General features: G+C 58.6%; 14 protein-coding genes. 1 reads left to right on the plus strand and 13 read right to left on the minus strand.

Annotated elements, in window-relative coordinates:
* Window positions 1–64 precede the first annotated feature (64 nt).
* Window positions 65–637, minus strand: a complete 573-nt coding sequence (locus tag H8B14_RS02515; protein ID WP_187314044.1) for an RNA polymerase sigma factor — start codon at window positions 635–637, stop codon at window positions 65–67.
* 201 nt (window positions 638–838) lie between these two features.
* Between H8B14_RS02515 and H8B14_RS02520 the strand changes: the two genes are divergently transcribed.
* Entirely contained in the window at window positions 839–1360 is a 522-nt protein-coding gene (locus tag H8B14_RS02520) for a hypothetical protein (RefSeq protein WP_187314045.1), read from the plus strand.
* Window positions 1361–1454: 94 nt separating this feature from the next.
* Here H8B14_RS02520 and amaB read toward each other — a convergent pair whose 3' ends face one another.
* From amaB to H8B14_RS02580, 12 genes are all read right to left on the minus strand, one after another.
* Entirely contained in the window at window positions 1455–3053 is a 1599-nt protein-coding gene (amaB, locus tag H8B14_RS02525; RefSeq protein WP_187314046.1) for an L-piperidine-6-carboxylate dehydrogenase, read from the minus strand.
* A 217-nt stretch (window positions 3054–3270) separates the two neighbouring features.
* A complete protein-coding gene (locus tag H8B14_RS02530) occupies window positions 3271–4776 on the minus strand; it encodes a Do family serine endopeptidase (RefSeq protein WP_261989850.1) in 1506 nt (501 codons plus the stop codon).
* Between the two features lie 254 nt (window positions 4777–5030).
* Window positions 5031–5474 (minus strand): Hsp20/alpha crystallin family protein, encoded by a 444-nt coding sequence (locus tag H8B14_RS02535; protein ID WP_187314047.1) that lies wholly within the window; start codon window positions 5472–5474, stop codon window positions 5031–5033.
* Between the two features lie 221 nt (window positions 5475–5695).
* Window positions 5696–6505 (minus strand): hypothetical protein, encoded by an 810-nt coding sequence (locus tag H8B14_RS02540; RefSeq protein WP_187314048.1) that lies wholly within the window; start codon window positions 6503–6505, stop codon window positions 5696–5698.
* A 92-nt stretch (window positions 6506–6597) separates the two neighbouring features.
* Complete coding sequence (locus H8B14_RS02545) at window positions 6598–7791, minus strand: M20 metallopeptidase family protein (protein WP_187314049.1); 1194 nt, start codon at window positions 7789–7791, stop codon at window positions 6598–6600.
* A 25-nt stretch (window positions 7792–7816) separates the two neighbouring features.
* Window positions 7817–8212: a hypothetical protein gene (locus H8B14_RS02550; RefSeq protein WP_187314050.1), complete on the minus strand. Its 396-nt coding sequence runs from the start codon at window positions 8210–8212 to the stop codon at window positions 7817–7819.
* A gap of 2 nt (window positions 8213–8214) precedes the next feature.
* Entirely contained in the window at window positions 8215–8775 is a 561-nt protein-coding gene (locus H8B14_RS02555) for a sporulation protein (protein ID WP_187314051.1), read from the minus strand.
* Window positions 8753–9421 carry a deoxyribose-phosphate aldolase gene (deoC, locus tag H8B14_RS02560; protein WP_187314052.1) on the minus strand — a complete coding sequence of 223 codons (669 nt, stop codon included), beginning with the start codon at window positions 9419–9421 and terminating at the stop codon, window positions 8753–8755. Before deoC ends, H8B14_RS02555 begins: the two co-directional genes overlap by 23 nt.
* A gap of 108 nt (window positions 9422–9529) precedes the next feature.
* Window positions 9530–12937, minus strand: a complete 3408-nt coding sequence (gene secA, locus H8B14_RS02565) for a preprotein translocase subunit SecA (protein ID WP_187314053.1) — start codon at window positions 12935–12937, stop codon at window positions 9530–9532.
* Between the two features lie 313 nt (window positions 12938–13250).
* A complete protein-coding gene (gene glf / locus H8B14_RS02570; protein ID WP_187314054.1) occupies window positions 13251–14432 on the minus strand; it encodes a UDP-galactopyranose mutase in 1182 nt (393 codons plus the stop codon).
* A gap of 53 nt (window positions 14433–14485) precedes the next feature.
* Window positions 14486–15568 (minus strand): glycosyltransferase, encoded by a 1083-nt coding sequence (locus tag H8B14_RS02575; RefSeq protein ID WP_315984795.1) that lies wholly within the window; start codon window positions 15566–15568, stop codon window positions 14486–14488.
* 332 nt (window positions 15569–15900) lie between these two features.
* Window positions 15901–16416 (minus strand): GNAT family N-acetyltransferase, encoded by a 516-nt coding sequence (locus tag H8B14_RS02580; protein WP_187314055.1) that lies wholly within the window; start codon window positions 16414–16416, stop codon window positions 15901–15903.
* Between the last annotated feature and the right edge of the window lie 36 nt (window positions 16417–16452).

The raw sequence follows: 16452 nt of genomic DNA on the forward strand, positions 1-16452 counted from the left end.
GGCACTATGTTTTCCCGAAATTGCCGGAAGGCTCTATCAGGAGAAAAGCAAAAAGGTGGGGAACTTAAGCGGTGAGGCCACGCTGGCTGGCCAGTTCCAGCAGTTTCTTGCGGGCCCGGCTATACTGCGACTTCGACGTGGACTCCGTGATGCCCAGAATGCCGGCAATTTCGGCATGGTCGTAGCCTTCCAGCAGGTACAGCGTCAGCACCACGCGGTAGCCGTCGGGCAGTTCCTGCACGCAGCGGCGCACCACGTCGGCGCGCCAGTGGGTTTCGTCGCTGTCGGCAGCATAGTCGGTGCTGTCGGGGCCAGCGGCGGCATCGTGTTGCTCGCCCAGCGGCACCAGCTGCAGGCGCCGGTTGCGCAGGCAGTTGATGCTTTTGTTGATGACGATGCGCTTCAGCCACGAGCCAAACGACGAGTCACCTTTATAGCTGTGCAACTCCCGAAAGGCACTCAGAAAGGCTTCCTGCAGCACATCTTCGGCCTCGGCGTAGTTGCCGGTGATGCGCAACGACGCGTTGAACATGGCCTTGGAGTAGCGCTTGTATATCTCGGCCTGGGCCCGCCGGTCGCCCAGGCGGCACCGCTCTACCAGCGGGGCGTTGATATCGGTATAAGCAAAAGCTTCCATGAGTGAAGAGCGGAAGGTGAAACAAGCGAAAGTCAGTAAATATCCAACTTTCCAAGCGAAGCTGCTACATTCTGAAGGGCAAGCAGATGAAAGACAGCCGCGTGGCACCAGGGTTGCACCAACTCGCCGACATTGCCGCACAGCGCAGTATGTTTGCAACTGCCTTATCTGCTATTCTTTCCGTTAAGCTAATCTCGCCGCATGAAGTTTCTTCCGCTTCTGTTTTTTGCCGCCACCGCTCTTGTTGCCTGTAAAAAGGACCGCAACGACCCCACCATCAACTTCGGCCCCAACGGTGGGTTTACCGTGCGCGATGTAAACAACCGCCCCACCGGCGCCACCGACCCCACGGACTGGACGCTGGACGGCCCCTGGAATCAGCAGGAGCAGGATTTGTTTAAGGACTTGGGGCTGGATCTGAATGGAACTGTCAACGGCACAGTGTCTCGCCTCAGTGCCTACCCCAATCCGGCTACGGTGCAAGCCGCCTTCCAGTACGAAGCGCCCGTGGCCGTAACGTGCAGCTTTGTAATAGTGGACGCCAACTACCAAGCGGTACTGACTCGCTACACCTCTACTACTGCCAGCACGAGTCTGGCGGTTTTACTTGACGTCAGCGGCAGCACTTTCCAGCAAGGCAAGCTCTACCGGCTCTACTACGTACTACGCAACGGTAACGCACTGTATTACAAAGGCCACGGCGACATTAAAATAGGGATGTAGCCAAACAAGCCACAAGCTATAAGCGGCAAGCTACGAGTTGACGTTTGAGTGTCAGCTTGTGGCCTGCCGCTTATAGCTTGTGGCTTTTTCTCAGCTAGAAATCGAACTTGATGCCCTGGGCCAGCGGGAGCTGGGTGCTGTAGTTGATGGTGTTGGTTTGGCGGCGCATGTACACGCGCCACGCGTCGGAGCCGGATTCGCGGCCGCCGCCGGTTTCCTTCTCGCCGCCGAACGCGCCGCCAATTTCGGCGCCGCTCGTGCCGATGTTCACGTTGGCAATGCCGCAGTCGGAGCCAGTGTGGGCCAGGAAGGCTTCGGCCTCGCGCATGTTCAGCGTAAAGATGCTCGACGAGAGGCCCTGGCGCACGCCGTTCTGAATGGCAATGGCGTTTTCCACGTCGCCGCTGTACTTGATGAGGTACAGGATGGGCGCGAAGGTTTCTTCCTGCACGGTGTGGTAGGCGTTGTCGGCTTCCACCAGCGCGGGCGTCACGTAGGTGCCGGTTTCGTAGCCGGCGCCGCTCAGCACCTCACCGCCGATGAGCAGCTTGCCGCCTTCCTGCTGCACGGCTTCCAGGGCCTTGGTGAAGGCCTGCACGGCATCTTTGTCGATGAGCGGCCCTACCAAGTTGCCGTCCTGCAGCGGGTGACCGATGGGCAGGTTGGGGTAGATTTTCAGCAGCCGCGCCTTCACATCCTCGAAAATGGACTCGTGGATGATGACGCGGCGGGTGGTGGTACAGCGCTGCCCAGCCGTACCCACGGCCCCGAATACTATGGCTCTGATGGCAATTTCCAGGTCGGCGTGCTGGGTGAGGATGATGGCGTTGTTGCCGCCTAGCTCCAGCAGCGCGCGGCCTAGGCGGGCGCCTACCACTTCACCTACCTTCTTGCCCATGCGGGTGCTGCCCGTAGCCGATACCAGCGGCACGCGGCCGTCGGCGGCCATAGCCGCCCCAATCTCAGCGTCGCCTATAACGAGGTTGAAGATACCTTCGGGCAACTCGTTTTCGCGCAGCACGTCCTGAATGATATGTTGCACGGCCACCGCTACCAGCGGCGTCTTCTCCGAGGGCTTCCAGATGCAGGTGTCGCCGCATACGGCGGCCAGCATAGCATTCCAGCTCCACACGGCCACCGGGAAGTTGAAGGCCGAAATGATGCCTACCACGCCCAGCGGGTGGTACTGCTCGTACATGCGGTGCGCCGGCCGCTCGGAGTGCATCGTGAAGCCGTGCAGCTGGCGCGAGAGGCCCACCGCAAAATCGCAGATGTCAATCATTTCCTGCACTTCGCCGAGGCCTTCCTGCAGGATTTTTCCCATCTCGTAGCTCACCAGCTTGCCCAGCGGCTCCTTAAACTCGCGCAGCTTGTTGCCAATCTGGCGCACGATTTCGCCGCGCTTAGGGGCCGGCACAGTCCGCCAGGTCAGAAAAGCTTCCTGCGCTTTCTGCACCACTTGCTCGTAGTCGTCGGCGGTAGCAAACGTGACGCTACCGATCAGCTTGCCGTCGGTGGGCGAGTGGATGGCGCGGGTTTGGCTGTTGCCGTGGCCGCCCCAGGTCAGGCCGGTGCTCCAAGCGGCGTTGGTAGCTTCTACGCCCAGCTCGCGCAACACCTGCCGGATGCCATGGTGGTCGTGGTCCTGTACATCGGTGCCGGTAGCAGTGGCTTCTTCGAGGGCTTGTTTCATGGGAAAGAAAAGCGGGTATGTGGGGGTGGGTGGGAATGTGGGCTCGTGTTCAGCAAAGCTAATGAATTGGTTTGGGCCGGCTGTTTCCTCTACCTACTGGTGCTGAAATTGGAACACAAAAAAGCGCCTGCTGCAGTTGCAGCAGGCGCTTTTTAGCTATATCAGGTAATCTACCCCTCAAGAATCCTCAGATTCTCAGCACTACTCAAGCCGTTAACTACTCGGCCTGCCCGATGGGGTAGTAAGCTTTGCGGCCGTCGGGATACACGCCTTCTACCAGCGCGCCCTGGCTTTCCTTGGCGGCTTCCAGGAATTGCTCTACATCCTGGGGCTTGCTTACTTTATTCTTGTCGATGCGGGTGATGATGAAGCCGTCGCCGATACCAGTTTCGCGGAAGTTGGAGCCCTGCACACCGCTGATTTTAGCGCCGCCTTCCAGGCCCAGCTTATTCATTTCCTGCTTGCTTACCGGGGCCAGTGTAGCGCCTTCATACTTGATGGCCTTGGCCAGCTCTTCCCGGATGATGTCGGTGGTGCCGGTAGAGTTGCGCAGCGTGGCCGATGTGGTGCGCGAGTCGGAGCCGCGCAGGTATGTCACCTTGATTTTGTCGCCGGGGCGGAAGCGGGCTACCTGCTCCTGCAGCTGCGACGAGGTGTTTACCTTGGCACCGTTGATTTCGGTGATGATGTCACCTTCCCGCAAGCCAGCATCAGCAGCCGAGCTATTTTTGCTCAACCCCATTACGTAAACTCCGCTCAGGCTGCTCAGCTTCTTTTCAGAAGCCAGCGTGGCGTCTACCTCCCGGATTTGTACGCCCAGCAAAGCGCGCTGCACTACCTTATACTTCAGCAGGTCGTCAATCACCTTGCTCACGATAGAGCTGGGCACAGCGAAGGAATAGCCCACAAATGAGCCCGTCTGCGAGGCAATGGCGGAGTTGATGCCAATCAGGTCACCGTTGAGGTTCACCAGCGCACCGCCCGAGTTACCGGGGTTTACCACAGCATCAGTCTGCAGGAAGCTCTCGATACCCATGCCCTGCTGGTCGCGCAGGATGTTGATATTGCGGCCCTTGGCCGAGATGATACCGGCCGTCACGGTGGAGTTGAGGTTGAACGGGTTGCCTACGGCCAGCACCCACTCCCCTACTTTCACCTGGTCGGAGTTGCCGTAACGAATGAAGGGCAGGTTATCGGCTTTCACTTTCAGCAGCGCCAGGTCAGTGGTCGGGTCGGTACCAATCAGCTCAGCCTCGAACTTGCGCTTGTCGTCCATCACCACCTCAATTTTATCGGCTTTATCGATAACGTGGTTGTTGGTGACGATGTAGCCATTGGCGGCAATGATTACACCCGAGCCGGAGCCCTGCTGCGGCCCGCGCTGGGGCTGCTGATACTGCTCGAACTCGTCGCCGAAGAACTGGCGCAGGAAGGGGTCCATGCGGGCATTGCCGCCACCCTGGCCCGCCTTAGGCGCATATTCAGTCATGACGTGCACCACAGCCGGCGTCACGGAAGCAGCGGCGGCCGTGAAGTTGAGGCCCTCGGGCACCACGTAGTTGCTGCTGCGCAGCTCACTGGTGTACCGAATGTTGGGGTCAGCCGCTATGGCCTGAGGCACATTGGTGCGCTCTGGTTCCAGCAGCTTGTAGCCACCCACTGCCACGCTACCACCAAGTACAGCGGAACCGAGCAGACCGAGCATCATTTGTTTTGCTTGCATGGAGAAGAAGAATGAAAGAGGGAAAAGAGGAGAACCGAATTTACAAAACCGAGCGTGAACTACCTATGGATTGCACTTCTGCAACGAAAGATGCGACCCAACCAGTATGAGGTTGCACGGACCAGACGAGAGGTTGTTTTGAGTCGACCAACCTCCCTGATTCCACCACTGGTTTTGCCACTGCTATTCTAGCAACAGACGAGCCAACAAAAAAGGCACCCAACCCGGTGCCTTTTTTGCAGAACTTGCAATGCTTAGCGCACTTCGATGTGATATTTCGTCACTTTCTTGCTGTCAAAAGGCAGTTGTACGCGCAGAATACCGTCGGTCAGTTCGGCACTGATAGCCGTTATATCAACCGTATCGGGGAGGCGGAAGCTACGGGTGAAATTGCCGTAGTCGGTTTCGGTGCGGTGGTACTTGGGTGCATTTTCGGTGGCCTCAGGCGCTTTCCGCTCGCCGCTGACAACGAGCTGGCCATCTTGGAAGTCGATGTTGACGGCATCCTTGGCTACGCCCGGCAACGACAGGTGCAGCTCAAAGCCAGCTTCCGTTTCCAGCACGTCGGCGGCCGGAGCAAAAGTGCTGGATAGCTGATTTACGGCGGGCAGTGTATCGCGCAACATGTCGTTCAGGACGGCATTGAAAGCACGCGAAGGACGAAGAGCAGGACGGTTGTTATACAGCAGAGTTGCCATGGGTACAGAATTTTTAGTTGAGTCAGAAGATGAAATTGTGCTTACAAGCACACCTCTACTCTATAAAATCCATACCATTCAACGCATAATGACAATTTGTCCTTAAAAAGAAAATCACTGTATCGAGCCACCAATGAAATATTGACAAAATTTCATCTCAAGCTCCGTACTGGCGCTTTTTTCTTTTCTGCTACTACCGACAAAAAGTCACTTAACCAACTTTAGTGCTGCGTGGGCAGCTGCCGGCGCTCGAAGACAGCGCCGCCTTTGAAGAGTGTAAAGCGTAGGTCCAGCCCAATTGCGGGAAGTATTTTATTGAAGCGCCCACCAACGTTGGTAATATTGCCATTAGCATCCGTTTGCACCTCAGTATTATAATATTCTGTCTGCGAGGCCACCCAAGGCGTGAAATCAAAGTGGGGCGACAAACGCACACCGATTTCACCGCGCAGAGTACCGAAGTCGATTACCCGTTCTTTCTCCTCCAGCTCGTCGCGCTGCAGACGCAGGAAGGCGGCGGCTTCGTAGGAGATGCGCGGGCGTAACGCCAGGTTGGTGCCTAGCGGAAACACCCGGTCCAGGTCGAGGCGCAGGCGGGTGAGGGCACGACTTTCGGCGCCATCAGCCAGCGGCATCTGGTACTCTACGCTTAGCCGCTGCCGGAAATTGAAGCTACCCAAGGTGTTCCAATGGCGCACGAAGGCTTCTGGCGTGATGATGTAGTCCCGGCTCCTGCCGCTGTTATCGTTGAAGCCCCTGTCGTATGAGGACACACTCAGTAGGCCACCCCCACTCCACTGCTCGTTCCAGAAGTGCTCGTAGCCCAGACGTAGCTGAGCAGTGGAGAATTTACGGCCGGAGCTCACCGTCTGGGCCCCCAGATTGAATGCCGCCAGCGCGTAGTCGTCGCCGGTCAGGGCCAACTCAGCCTGCGCCTCGGGCAGCAGCGTGGTGATGCCCGTGATGCGGCGCTGGGCAGTGGCGGCAGTGGCAAGCAGGCAAGCGGCTAGCAGTAGAAATTGGCGGCGCATATATAGCATCATTGAAGGTAAAGTCTGGTCCTAACGGGCAGGCGGCCAGCCGTGGTATAAGCGCAGATGCACAATTTCTCCGCTGCTTCCTCTTATCCCGCGTTTAGCTCGCAGAGCGTGAGCCAGGCCATCAGGCCGGGGCCGGTTTCCAGGGCTTTGGGCTCGATGTCGAAGGTGGGCGTGTGCACGCTGGAGGCAAAGCGGCCATCTTCGGCGCGGGTGCCGAGGCGGTAGAAGCAGGCGTCGGCGGCCTGCGAGAAGTAGGCGAAGTCCTCGGCCGCCATCCACTGGTCCAACTCAATTACGTTTTCCGGACCCAGGTACTGCTCGGCGGCGGCGCGCACGCGGGCCGTGAGCTTGGGCTCGTTTTCCAGATATGGGTAGCCGCGCCGGATTTCCAGCTCGCAACTGGCGCCCATCGAGTCGGCGAGGCCTTCGCAGAGGCGGCGCAGGTGGCCGTGGGCCTCGTCGCGCCACTCTTCGTTCAGCGTCCGGAAGGTGCCCTCGATGTAGACTTCGTTGGGAATGACGTTGGTGGCGCCGTTGGCAATGACTTTGCCAAACGACAGCACCGACGGCAGCTTGGGGTTGGCACGGCGGCTTACAATCTGCTGCGCCGCCACAATGATGTGGGCAGCTACCAGCACAGGGTCGAGGTTCATTTCGGGCATGGCGCCGTGGCCGCCTTTGCCGCGTATGGTCAGGTACAGCTCGTCGGTGCTGGCCATGTAGCGGCCGGGCCGGATGCCAATCTGGCCGGCGGGCAGCATCGGGAAAACGTGCTGACCGAGCACGCTGGCGGGCTTGGGGTTTTCAAGCACGCCTTCCTGAATCATCAGGTTGGCGCCGCCCGGCAGCCGCTCCTCGCCGGGCTGAAACATCAGTTTCACAGTGCCCTCGAACTCGTCGCGCAGCGCCACCAGAATCCGGGCCGCGCCCAGCAGCGACGACGTGTGCACGTCGTGGCCGCAGGCGTGCATCACGCCGGGGTTCTGGGATTTGTAGGGCACCTCGTTCTGCTCTGTGATGGGCAGCGCGTCCATGTCGGCGCGCAGGGCCACGGTGCGGGAGGCCGGGTTGCGGCCCTCGATGAGGGCCACCACGCCGGTTTTGGCAATGGGCTGGGGCTGCAGCCCCAGCTGCCGCAGCTGCTCGGTCACGAAGGCCACGGTATTATGCTCCTCAAACGACAGCTCGGGGTGCGCGTGCAGGTGGTGGCGCAGGGCAACGGTATCGGCGGCGTGCTCGGTGGCCAGCGCTTTGATGCGGGAAAGCAGGTGTTGCATAAGGCAGAAAAACGAAGGAAGGCGGCTACTCGAATAGCACGCTTAAAGACGGATGAATAGCCACCAGCATAGGTCGCCCGAAAGTATTAGGGCTGAAAGCCGCCTCGTACTGCTCGGCTGATGAAGTAACCCGGCCGACCAGCACGCAGTCAGCAAACTCCAGGTACTGGCCGCGCTTGTCGTTGTTGTAGCGGATGCGCCCGCGCACGGCCACCGTAAAATCCAGAAGTATGTTCCGGCTCTGGCGCTCCACCACTGTCAGGTCCACTACGCCGCTATAGGGCCACAGCGTCAGCAGTAGCTGCAGGCTGGCCTGGGTTACACTATACCCGATGCCGCCATTCTCATTTTCGATGGGCAACGCCTCCAGTCCCTGCAGCAAATCCAGCTCTTCCCATTGCAACTCGCGCAGCGTAGCCACGGCTAGAAAGCAGTTTTGTTGAGCACCACCTGCGCCGATTCCAGCTCGGCCTTGGGAGCCAGCGGCCGGATGCGGAGCATGGCCTGCTCGGCTTCAAGGCGCGTGAGGTAATCACCGATGTAGAGACGGAATACGGGCTGCTTGAAGGTCAGGTAGTCGGTTTCATCGGGGTAGCGGCTGATAACGGCGCGGCGGATGCTCATGGCCTGCTCGCGCTCCAGCCCCACGTAGGCCAAAATGCGGAAACCCTGGGCGTACTTCACATTTTGGTTGGTGAAAGCCTGGTCGCGCAGGCGCTGCTCAATCTGGGGATTCACGTGGTTGGCGGGCGCTACGGCGGTACGCGGTGCGGCCAGCACTACCGTTTCCTTGGGTGCAGTGAAAACGGGCCGGTAGCGGCTCAGGTCTTCGGCGGGCACGGCGGGTGCGGCCTGGGCAGCGCGGGTTTTGGAAGTATCGGCCGGGGCCGTAGGGCCGGTGGTGGCGGGCGCGGTGGCGGCGCAGGCCCCCAGGGCCAGAAATGCGGGAAGCAACAGCACGTTACGCAGTAGGGGTTTCATCATGGTCATCAAGCAAAGCCAGACTGTTGGAGGAGCCTAGCCTGTCGGCGCCGGCTGCAACCAGCGCTAGCGCAAACGCCCGGGCCCGGATGCCACCGGAAGCCTTGATACGGATAGTAGCCGGCAACGACTGCCGCATCAACTCAATATCGGCCACCGAAGCGCCTCGACTGGCAAAGCCGGTGGACGTTTTCACGAAGTCGGCCCCGGCCTCAGCGCACAGCCGGCAGGCCGTCACGATTTCTTCCTCAGTCAGCAAAGCCGTTTCGATTATCACTTTCAGAATGGCGCCGCGGAAGTGACACAGCTCGGCCAGCTGCCCGATTTCCTCTTCTACTTCGGCCAGCTCACCAGCCTTGAGGGCGCTTACATTCAGCACCATGTCCAATTCCGTGGCGCCGTCGGTCAGGGCCAGGTGTGCCTCGAAGAACTTCACCTTCGCTAGCGCGTAGCCCAGCGGAAAGCCGATTACAGTACATACCGGCACCCCGCTGCCGTGCAACGCATCGGCGGCTAGGCGCACGTAGCAGGGCGGCACGCACACGCTGGCAAACTGCTGCGCGGCGGCCTCCTGGCATAGCTGCCGGATCTGGGTTGGCGTGGCATCGGGCCGCAGCAGCGTGTGGTCGATATAGGGAGCGAGGTTCATAGGCAACGCAAAGGTAAAAGGATGTAGCGCGAAACAGACTGGCGCTTTACAACAAACGGGCCGCGCTTCCTGCTGGAAACGCGGCCCGTTTGGGTGCCTGGGGCGGCCTTATGCCTCGTCAACCAGCACGCAGCGGTTGTTGAGTAGGTCGTCTTCCACGGTCTTGTATTTCACGTCGCTCACGATGCGGCCGTCCATGTACTGCACGGTCACCTTCTCGTTGCGGTTAGCTACTTTCTGTGAGCGGGCGGGCATCTGCTTTTCCAGCACCTGCGCGTCGTCGGGGCCCATGTCCTCGGGGCCGGCACCCAGCGAAACCGACGACACTTCCTTCTCGGCCTTCAGCTTGGGCATTGGGGCCGGCGTAGGCAGTTCGTCTTCGATGTAGAACTCAGCCTCGTCGGTGCCCTGGGCGCCGCCCTGCACCGGAATGTCGGCGCGGAACAGGAACGACAGGGTGTCTTCGTTGACTTTGCCAATCATGCCTTTGAACAGCTCGAAGCTCTCAAACTTGTACACCAGCAGCGGGTCTTTCTGCTCATACACGGCGTTCTGCACCACCTGCTTCAGGTCATCCATCTGGCGCAAATGCTGGGTCCAGGCCGTGTCGATGGTCGACAGCACCACAGATTTCTCCATGCTCCGGATGATTTCGTGGCCGCCTGTGGCTTGCGCGCGGCGCAGGTTAGCTACCGCCGACACCTGCTTGCGGCCATCGGTGAAGGGCACTGCCACGTTTTCGAACGGTGCATTCTGCTCCAGCAGGCTGTTTACGAGCGGCATGGCGTTGCCGGCAATATGGTCGTTCTTGCTGTGGTAGTAGCCCAGGGCCTCATCGTAGAGCTTCTGCGCCAGCGGGCCGGCCGCCATGCCCTTCATTTCCGCTTCTGTGATGTAGGTGTCATAGCCGTACACCCGGATGATGGCCAGCTTGAAGTCTTCATAGTCGCCGCTGATTTTATGGGCGGCCACGATGTCTTCGGCTACGTCGTAAATCATGTTCCAGACGTCCAGCTCCAGACGCTCACCAAACAGGGCATTGCGGCGGCGCTTGTACACCACTTCGCGCTGGGCGTTCATCACGTCGTCGTACTCGAGCAGGCGCTTGCGCTGGCCGAAGTTGTTCTCCTCCACCTTCTTCTGAGCCCGCTCAATCGAGCTGGTAATCATCGAGTGCTGAATTACCTCGCCTTCCTCCAGGCCCATGCGGTCCATGAGCTTGGCAATACGGTCAGAGCCAAACAGGCGCATCAGGTTGTCTTCGAGGCTCACGAAGAACTGCGACGAGCCTGGGTCGCCCTGGCGGCCGGCACGGCCCCGCAGCTGGCGGTCTACGCGGCGGCTTTCGTGGCGCTCCGTGCCGATGATGGCCAGGCCACCGGCCTCCTTGGAGGTTTCCTTCAGCTTGATGTCGGTGCCACGGCCGGCCATGTTGGTGGCAATGGTCACGGTGCCAGGATAGCCGGCAGCGGCCACAATCTCGGCTTCGCGCTGGTTTTGCTTAGCGTTGAGCACCTGGTGCTGGATGCCGCGCAGCTTCAGCATGCGGCTCACCAACTCGGAGATTTCCACGCTCGTGGTACCTACCAGCACCGGGCGGCCGGCCTGCACCAGCGTCTGGATTTCCTCGGCTACGGCGTTGTACTTCTCACGCACGGTCTTGTACACCTTGTCGTGCTCGTCTTTGCGCTGGATGCCGCGGTTGGTTGGAATCACCACCACGTCGAGCTTGTAGATGTCCCACAGCTCGCCGGCTTCGGTTTCGGCCGTACCCGTCATGCCGCCCAGCTTGTGGTACATGCGGAAGTAGTTCTGCAGCGTAACGGTGGCGTAGGTCTGGGTGGCGTCTTCCACGCGCACGTTTTCCTTGGCCTCAATGGCCTGGTGCAAGCCGTCGGAGTAGCGGCGGCCTTCCATCACGCGGCCGGTCTGCTCATCCACGATTTTCACCTTGCCGTCGTCGGTCAGGATGTATTGGTCGTCTTTCTCAAACAGCGTGTAGGCCTTCAGGAGCTGGTTTACGGTGTGTACCCGCTCGCTCTTCTCCTGGTAGTCTTGCATGAGCTGCTCCTTGCGGTGCAGCTTCTCGTCGTCCTTCAGGCTGTTGTCCTTTTCCAGATTGGCAATTTCCACCCCGATGTCGGGCATGATAAACAGGTGCGGGTCTTCGCCCTGCGCCGTAATCAGGTCAATGCCTTTCTCGGTCAGCTCAATCTGGTTGTTTTTCTCGTCAATCGTGAAGAACAGCGGCATGTCGGCCTGGGGCATCTGGCGGGCGTTGTCCTGCAAGTAGTGGTTTTCCACTTTCTGCAGCACGGCGCGCATGCCGGTTTCCGACAAAAACTTGATGAGCGGCTTGCTCTTGGGCAGGCCACGGTAAGCGCGGAACAGCGCCAGGCCGGCTTCTCCTTCCTTGTAGCCGTCTTTGCCTTCCTTGATTCCTTTGCGAGCTTCCACCAAGTACTGCTGCACCAGCTTTTTCTGCTCGTCGACGAGGCGCTGGATGCGGGGCTTGAGCTGGTAGAACTCGTGCACGTCGCCACGGGGCACGGGGCCCGAGATGATGAGCGGCGTCCGGGCATCGTCAATCAGCACAGAGTCCACTTCGTCGACCATGGCGTAGTGGTGCTTGCGCTGCACCAGCTCACCGGTTTCGCGCGCCATGTTGTCGCGCAGATAGTCGAAGCCGAATTCGTTGTTGGTGCCGTAGGTGATGTCGGCGGCGTAGGCCGCGCGGCGGGCGTCGGTGTTGGGCTGGTGCTTGTCGATGCAGTCCACGGTGATGCCGTGGAACTCGAACAGCGGCGCATTCCACTCCGAGTCGCGCTTGGCCAGGTAGTCGTTCACGGTTACCAGGTGCACGCCGCGCTTGCTGAGTGCGTTCAGGAACGCCGGCAGCGTCGAAACGAGGGTTTTGCCCTCACCGGTAGCCATCTCCGAAATCTTGCCCTGGTGCAGCACCACGCCCCCGATGATCTGGACATCGTAGTGAATCATGTCCCAGGTGATTTCGGCGCCGGCCGCCAGCCACTTGTTGCTCCAGATGGCCTTGTCGCCCTGAATCGTGACGTTCTTTTTACGCTGCGCGTACTGGCGGTCGTAGTCGGTGGCGGTTACCACCAGCTGGCCGTTTTCTGTGTAGCGACGGGCTGTTTCCTTCACCGTGGCAAAGGCGGCGGGCAGCACCTGCATCAGCACCACTTCTAGATCTTTGTTGCGCTGCTTTTCCAGCTCGTCGATCTGGTCGAAGAGCTTCTCCTTAGCCAAGATGTCGAGGCTGGCATCTTCGTTGACACGGGCGTGCAACGCGGCCAGCTGATCGTCGAGCGGCTTGAGGTGGGCGTCGATGCGGGCGCGCACCTCGTTGGTGTGCTCGCGCAGCTGGTCGTCGGAGAGCTGTGCCAGTTTGGCATATTCGGCGTTTACGAGCGCCACATAGGGGATAATCTCCTTCAAGTCCCGGTCCGATTTCGTTCCGAAAATCTTGGCGACGGTTTTCCCTAGAAAGTCAAACATGCTGTTATTTTTAAACTGAAACGCCGGGGCGTACCTCAAATTTACAGGGATTTCCGGGATTCTCCTGGGGAAATACCGTAAACGCGCCGCCCCGAACCCCAAAACGACAAACCCCGCATCCTCAAAAAGGGTGCGGGGTTTGTCTGATCGGCGAACTTGTCAGGTCAGTTAGCCGGATTAGTACGTTGTACTGAGGCGTAGTAGCACGCCATGCAGAGGCGCAACTGAAGCATCTCGCATGCTGGCATGCTGTGTTACTACTCAGGCATCAGCACGCAAGACGCTGCGCTCTGCATGACGTTTCAGGGGCGCTTTACTGTTTGGCCGGGTCACGGGGCACCAGCTTCTCCATGATGGACGTGGAGCCAATAATAGCTGGTTTCTGGGCTTTCAGGGCTTCTTCGCTCTTCTCAGTGAGGCGCTTATAGAGTGTGAGAGCCTGTGCCACTACCTGGTCCATGTTGTAATACTTATAGGTAGCGAGGCGCCCCACAAAATGTACGTTCGGTGTCTGGTCGGCGAGCTTTTTATACTGATTATACAACTCAGCATTCTCCAGACGCGGCACAGGATAGTATGGGTCGCCTTCTGCTTTTGGATACTCGTACACCAACGCCGTTTTGGGATGCTTTTGACCGGTGAGGGCCTTAAACTCCGTGATGCGCGTGTATAGGTTGTCGTTCGGGTAGTTCACTACGGGCGCGGCCAAGTGCTGCTCTACGTTCAGGGTTTCGTGCTTGAACTCCAAGGAGCGGTATGGCAACTTGCCATATTTGAAGTCAAAGTACTCATCCACCGGACCCGTGAAAATCATTTCCTTGAAAGGAATGAAGTCGATGATGTCATGGTAATCGGTGTTGAGCATCACCTTGATGTTCGGGTGGTCAAGCATGCGCTCAAACATGCGGGTGTAGCCGTGCAGCGGCATGGCCTGGTAAGTATCCGTGAAATACCGGTCGTCGCGGTTGGTGCGGGTAGGTACGCGGCTTGTCACCGACTTGTCTAGTTCCGACGGGTCCATGCCCCACTGCTTGCGGGTATAGTGCTTGAAGAACTTCTCGTACAGCTCACGCCCTACTTTGCTTACTACCACATCCTCGGAAGTGCGAATAACAGGTACGTCCTCAGCTACTGACTCGAAGAATTGCTCTACCTCGAAGCTGTTCAGCGACAAACCATAGAGCTTGTTGATGGTGTCGAGGTTGATAGGCATGGGCACCATCTGGCCATCCACAGAGGCCAGCACGCGGTGCTCGTACGGGCGCCAGTCCGTGAAATCGGAGAGGTACTCAAATACGTCTTTGGAATTGGTGTGGAAGATATGCGGGCCATATTTATGGACCAGGATGCCATCCTCATTGTAGTGGTCGTAGGCATTGCCAGCAATATGGTTGCGCTTGTCTACGATAAGGACTTTTTTATTCGAGCGGGTGGCTAGCCGTTCCGCCAGCACGCTGCCGGCAAATCCGGCCCCAACAATCAGGTAATCAAACATAGCGTACGGGGTGAATGTGGTTGGTAGAAAGGATGCAGCAGGAAATTTCGCTTTTACAGAGTAGCAGCAGTGGTAAGAACAGGCGTCTTGGCTTGCAGACGATTGTGCATCAATTCCACCATTTGCTGCCAGGTCTGGTCCCAGGAAATGGTGGCGAGGTAGTCGTCGGTGCGCTGGCGCCAGTCGGCGTCCTGCGTTTGTAGCAACGCCTTCTCAATAGCCTGGCCGAAGTCGGGGGCAGAGCTGGCAATCTGAACGAGATTCAACTCGCCGTAAGGCCGCACCACGTCGCGGATGGGGGTGCTGACAACTGGCCGGCCGGCCGCCAGATACTCCGGTGTTTTAGTAGGCGAAATAAACTTGGTGCTTTCGTTGTCGGCGAACAGCAGCGTAGCTACTTCCCAACCCCGCAGGTATGCAGGCAGTTCCTGGTAGTCTTTACCGCCGAGGTAATGAATGTTGGCCTGACGGGGCAGGGTGGCCGGGTCAATTTTTACAACCGGCCCAATAATGACAAATTGCCATTGTGGATGGGCTTCTGCTAGCTGGCCCAACAACTCGATATCTAACCGCTCATCCACTACGCCGAAAAACCCAATGCGTGGATGCGCAATACCGGCCTGGTCTGCGGGCTCTGGCATGGCTTGGCGGGCCTGCCCGAAATGCGCCTTATCGATGCTACTGGGGAAGGGGTGCGCATCAGCATGCTGCTGGCGCTTGGCTTCATAGAGCGTATGGCCGCCCGTGAACACCAAGTCAGCTTTCTCGAACAATTCCTGCTCTAGTTTGCGCAGCTGAGGCGGTGCAAACTTGAAGGCAGCCAACTCGTCCATACAGTCATATACTGTAAGTAGTGGCTGAAAAAGGCGCGACTTGCCCAATGCCATGGGCGTGTAGTACCAGAACAGATACTGCTCAATGCCCTGTTCATTGAAATAGCGGCTGAGCACCTCAAATTGAGCTTGGTCGGCAGCAGATTCCTGCTCACGCAGCCTGTCAGGCAAGTGCACGACCAGCACTTTCAAGCCCTGTTGGCGCTCTTTCACCTCTATATGGGGTTCCACCAGATTGTCGGGGTGGTAGAAGGCGTCTTCTACATAAAACACCCGGCCATACTGCGCAAAGCGTGAAAGCAAGTGCTGAGGCCGTTGCCACACAAAATCCCAATGCAAATGTGCAAAGCACACTACATCAGGCAAAGAATAGGAATCAGGTGCACCAGTAACGGCAGTTTGGGTAGTGGAGGCGGAGCTGGAGGCATGCGCATTCAACCCCGCTGGTGGAGACAGCGGCATAGGCAAAACAAAATGAAGAATAAAGTGGGTTGCAGGCCTCTAACCAGGGCTTCAGCATCTATAGCCTGCTAGCACTTTGTGGGTATACGCCCAATTATTTAAAAGGATATTGACGAGCTAACGCTAAAATACTTGGCATAGTTCAGCTAAGTTGAATAGCTCAACCGTAAACTTCAAAGTAATAGCTGCATTTCCACTGCATCCTGCCAACCTGCCGCCGTACGTAGCCATTCCCGGCGTACGCCTACTGGCACAAAGCCTGCTGCTGTGAACAATTGCAGGCTGGCTGCATTATCGGCGGCAACTGTGCAGTGCAGCTGATGCAGCCGCAATACCTGCCGAGCATAGGGCTGCATCAGTTGCAGCGCCGCCTGCGCATAGCCCTGCCGCCGCTGGCTAGCCTGCACCACCACCCCTACTCCAGCCCGTTGGTGCAGGGGCTCAAAAGCAAACAAGTCGATGGTGCCCACAGCTGCGCCACTAGCCGTAGCGCACAGCACCAGCCGCAGCTGACGCACCTCATGTAAGTCGGCGGCGGCGTTGTCGAGGTACTGCCGCAGCGTGTAGCGCGACACCGGTGCCAGCGTATCAGACACGCTCCAGACTGCGGGGTCGTTTTCCAGCGCATATAGAAAGTCGAGGTCGTCGGCTTCGAGAGGGCGCAGGAATACGAGGTCGGAATGGAGCATGTTGCTGTGCTGATTTCTGATGTATTGATGTGCTGT

Source organism: Hymenobacter puniceus, assembly GCF_014333525.1.
In the GTDB taxonomy this organism is placed as follows: Bacteria; Bacteroidota; Bacteroidia; order Cytophagales; family Hymenobacteraceae; genus Hymenobacter.

What these genes read in the sequence shown, in the direction of transcription:
- H8B14_RS02545 (WP_187314049.1), bottom strand. Translation starts at nt 7,791, where the DNA reads ATGCAACACCTGCTTTCCCGCATCAAAGCGCTGGCCACCGAGCACGCC.
- glf (WP_187314054.1), bottom strand. Translation starts at nt 14,432, where the DNA reads ATGTTTGATTACCTGATTGTTGGGGCCGGATTTGCCGGCAGCGTGCTG.
- H8B14_RS02530 (WP_261989850.1), bottom strand. Translation starts at nt 4,776, where the DNA reads ATGCAAGCAAAACAAATGATGCTCGGTCTGCTCGGTTCCGCTGTACTT.
- H8B14_RS02515 (WP_187314044.1), bottom strand. Translation starts at nt 637, where the DNA reads ATGGAAGCTTTTGCTTATACCGATATCAACGCCCCGCTGGTAGAGCGG.
- H8B14_RS02540 (WP_187314048.1), bottom strand. Translation starts at nt 6,505, where the DNA reads ATGCGCCGCCAATTTCTACTGCTAGCCGCTTGCCTGCTTGCCACTGCC.
- H8B14_RS02580 (WP_187314055.1), bottom strand. Translation starts at nt 16,416, where the DNA reads ATGCTCCATTCCGACCTCGTATTCCTGCGCCCTCTCGAAGCCGACGAC.
- amaB (WP_187314046.1), bottom strand. Translation starts at nt 3,053, where the DNA reads ATGAAACAAGCCCTCGAAGAAGCCACTGCTACCGGCACCGATGTACAG.
- H8B14_RS02555 (WP_187314051.1), bottom strand. Translation starts at nt 8,775, where the DNA reads ATGATGAAACCCCTACTGCGTAACGTGCTGTTGCTTCCCGCATTTCTG.
- deoC (WP_187314052.1), bottom strand. Translation starts at nt 9,421, where the DNA reads ATGAACCTCGCTCCCTATATCGACCACACGCTGCTGCGGCCCGATGCC.
- H8B14_RS02535 (WP_187314047.1), bottom strand. Translation starts at nt 5,474, where the DNA reads ATGGCAACTCTGCTGTATAACAACCGTCCTGCTCTTCGTCCTTCGCGT.
- H8B14_RS02520 (WP_187314045.1), top strand. Translation starts at nt 839, where the DNA reads ATGAAGTTTCTTCCGCTTCTGTTTTTTGCCGCCACCGCTCTTGTTGCC.
- secA (WP_187314053.1), bottom strand. Translation starts at nt 12,937, where the DNA reads ATGTTTGACTTTCTAGGGAAAACCGTCGCCAAGATTTTCGGAACGAAA.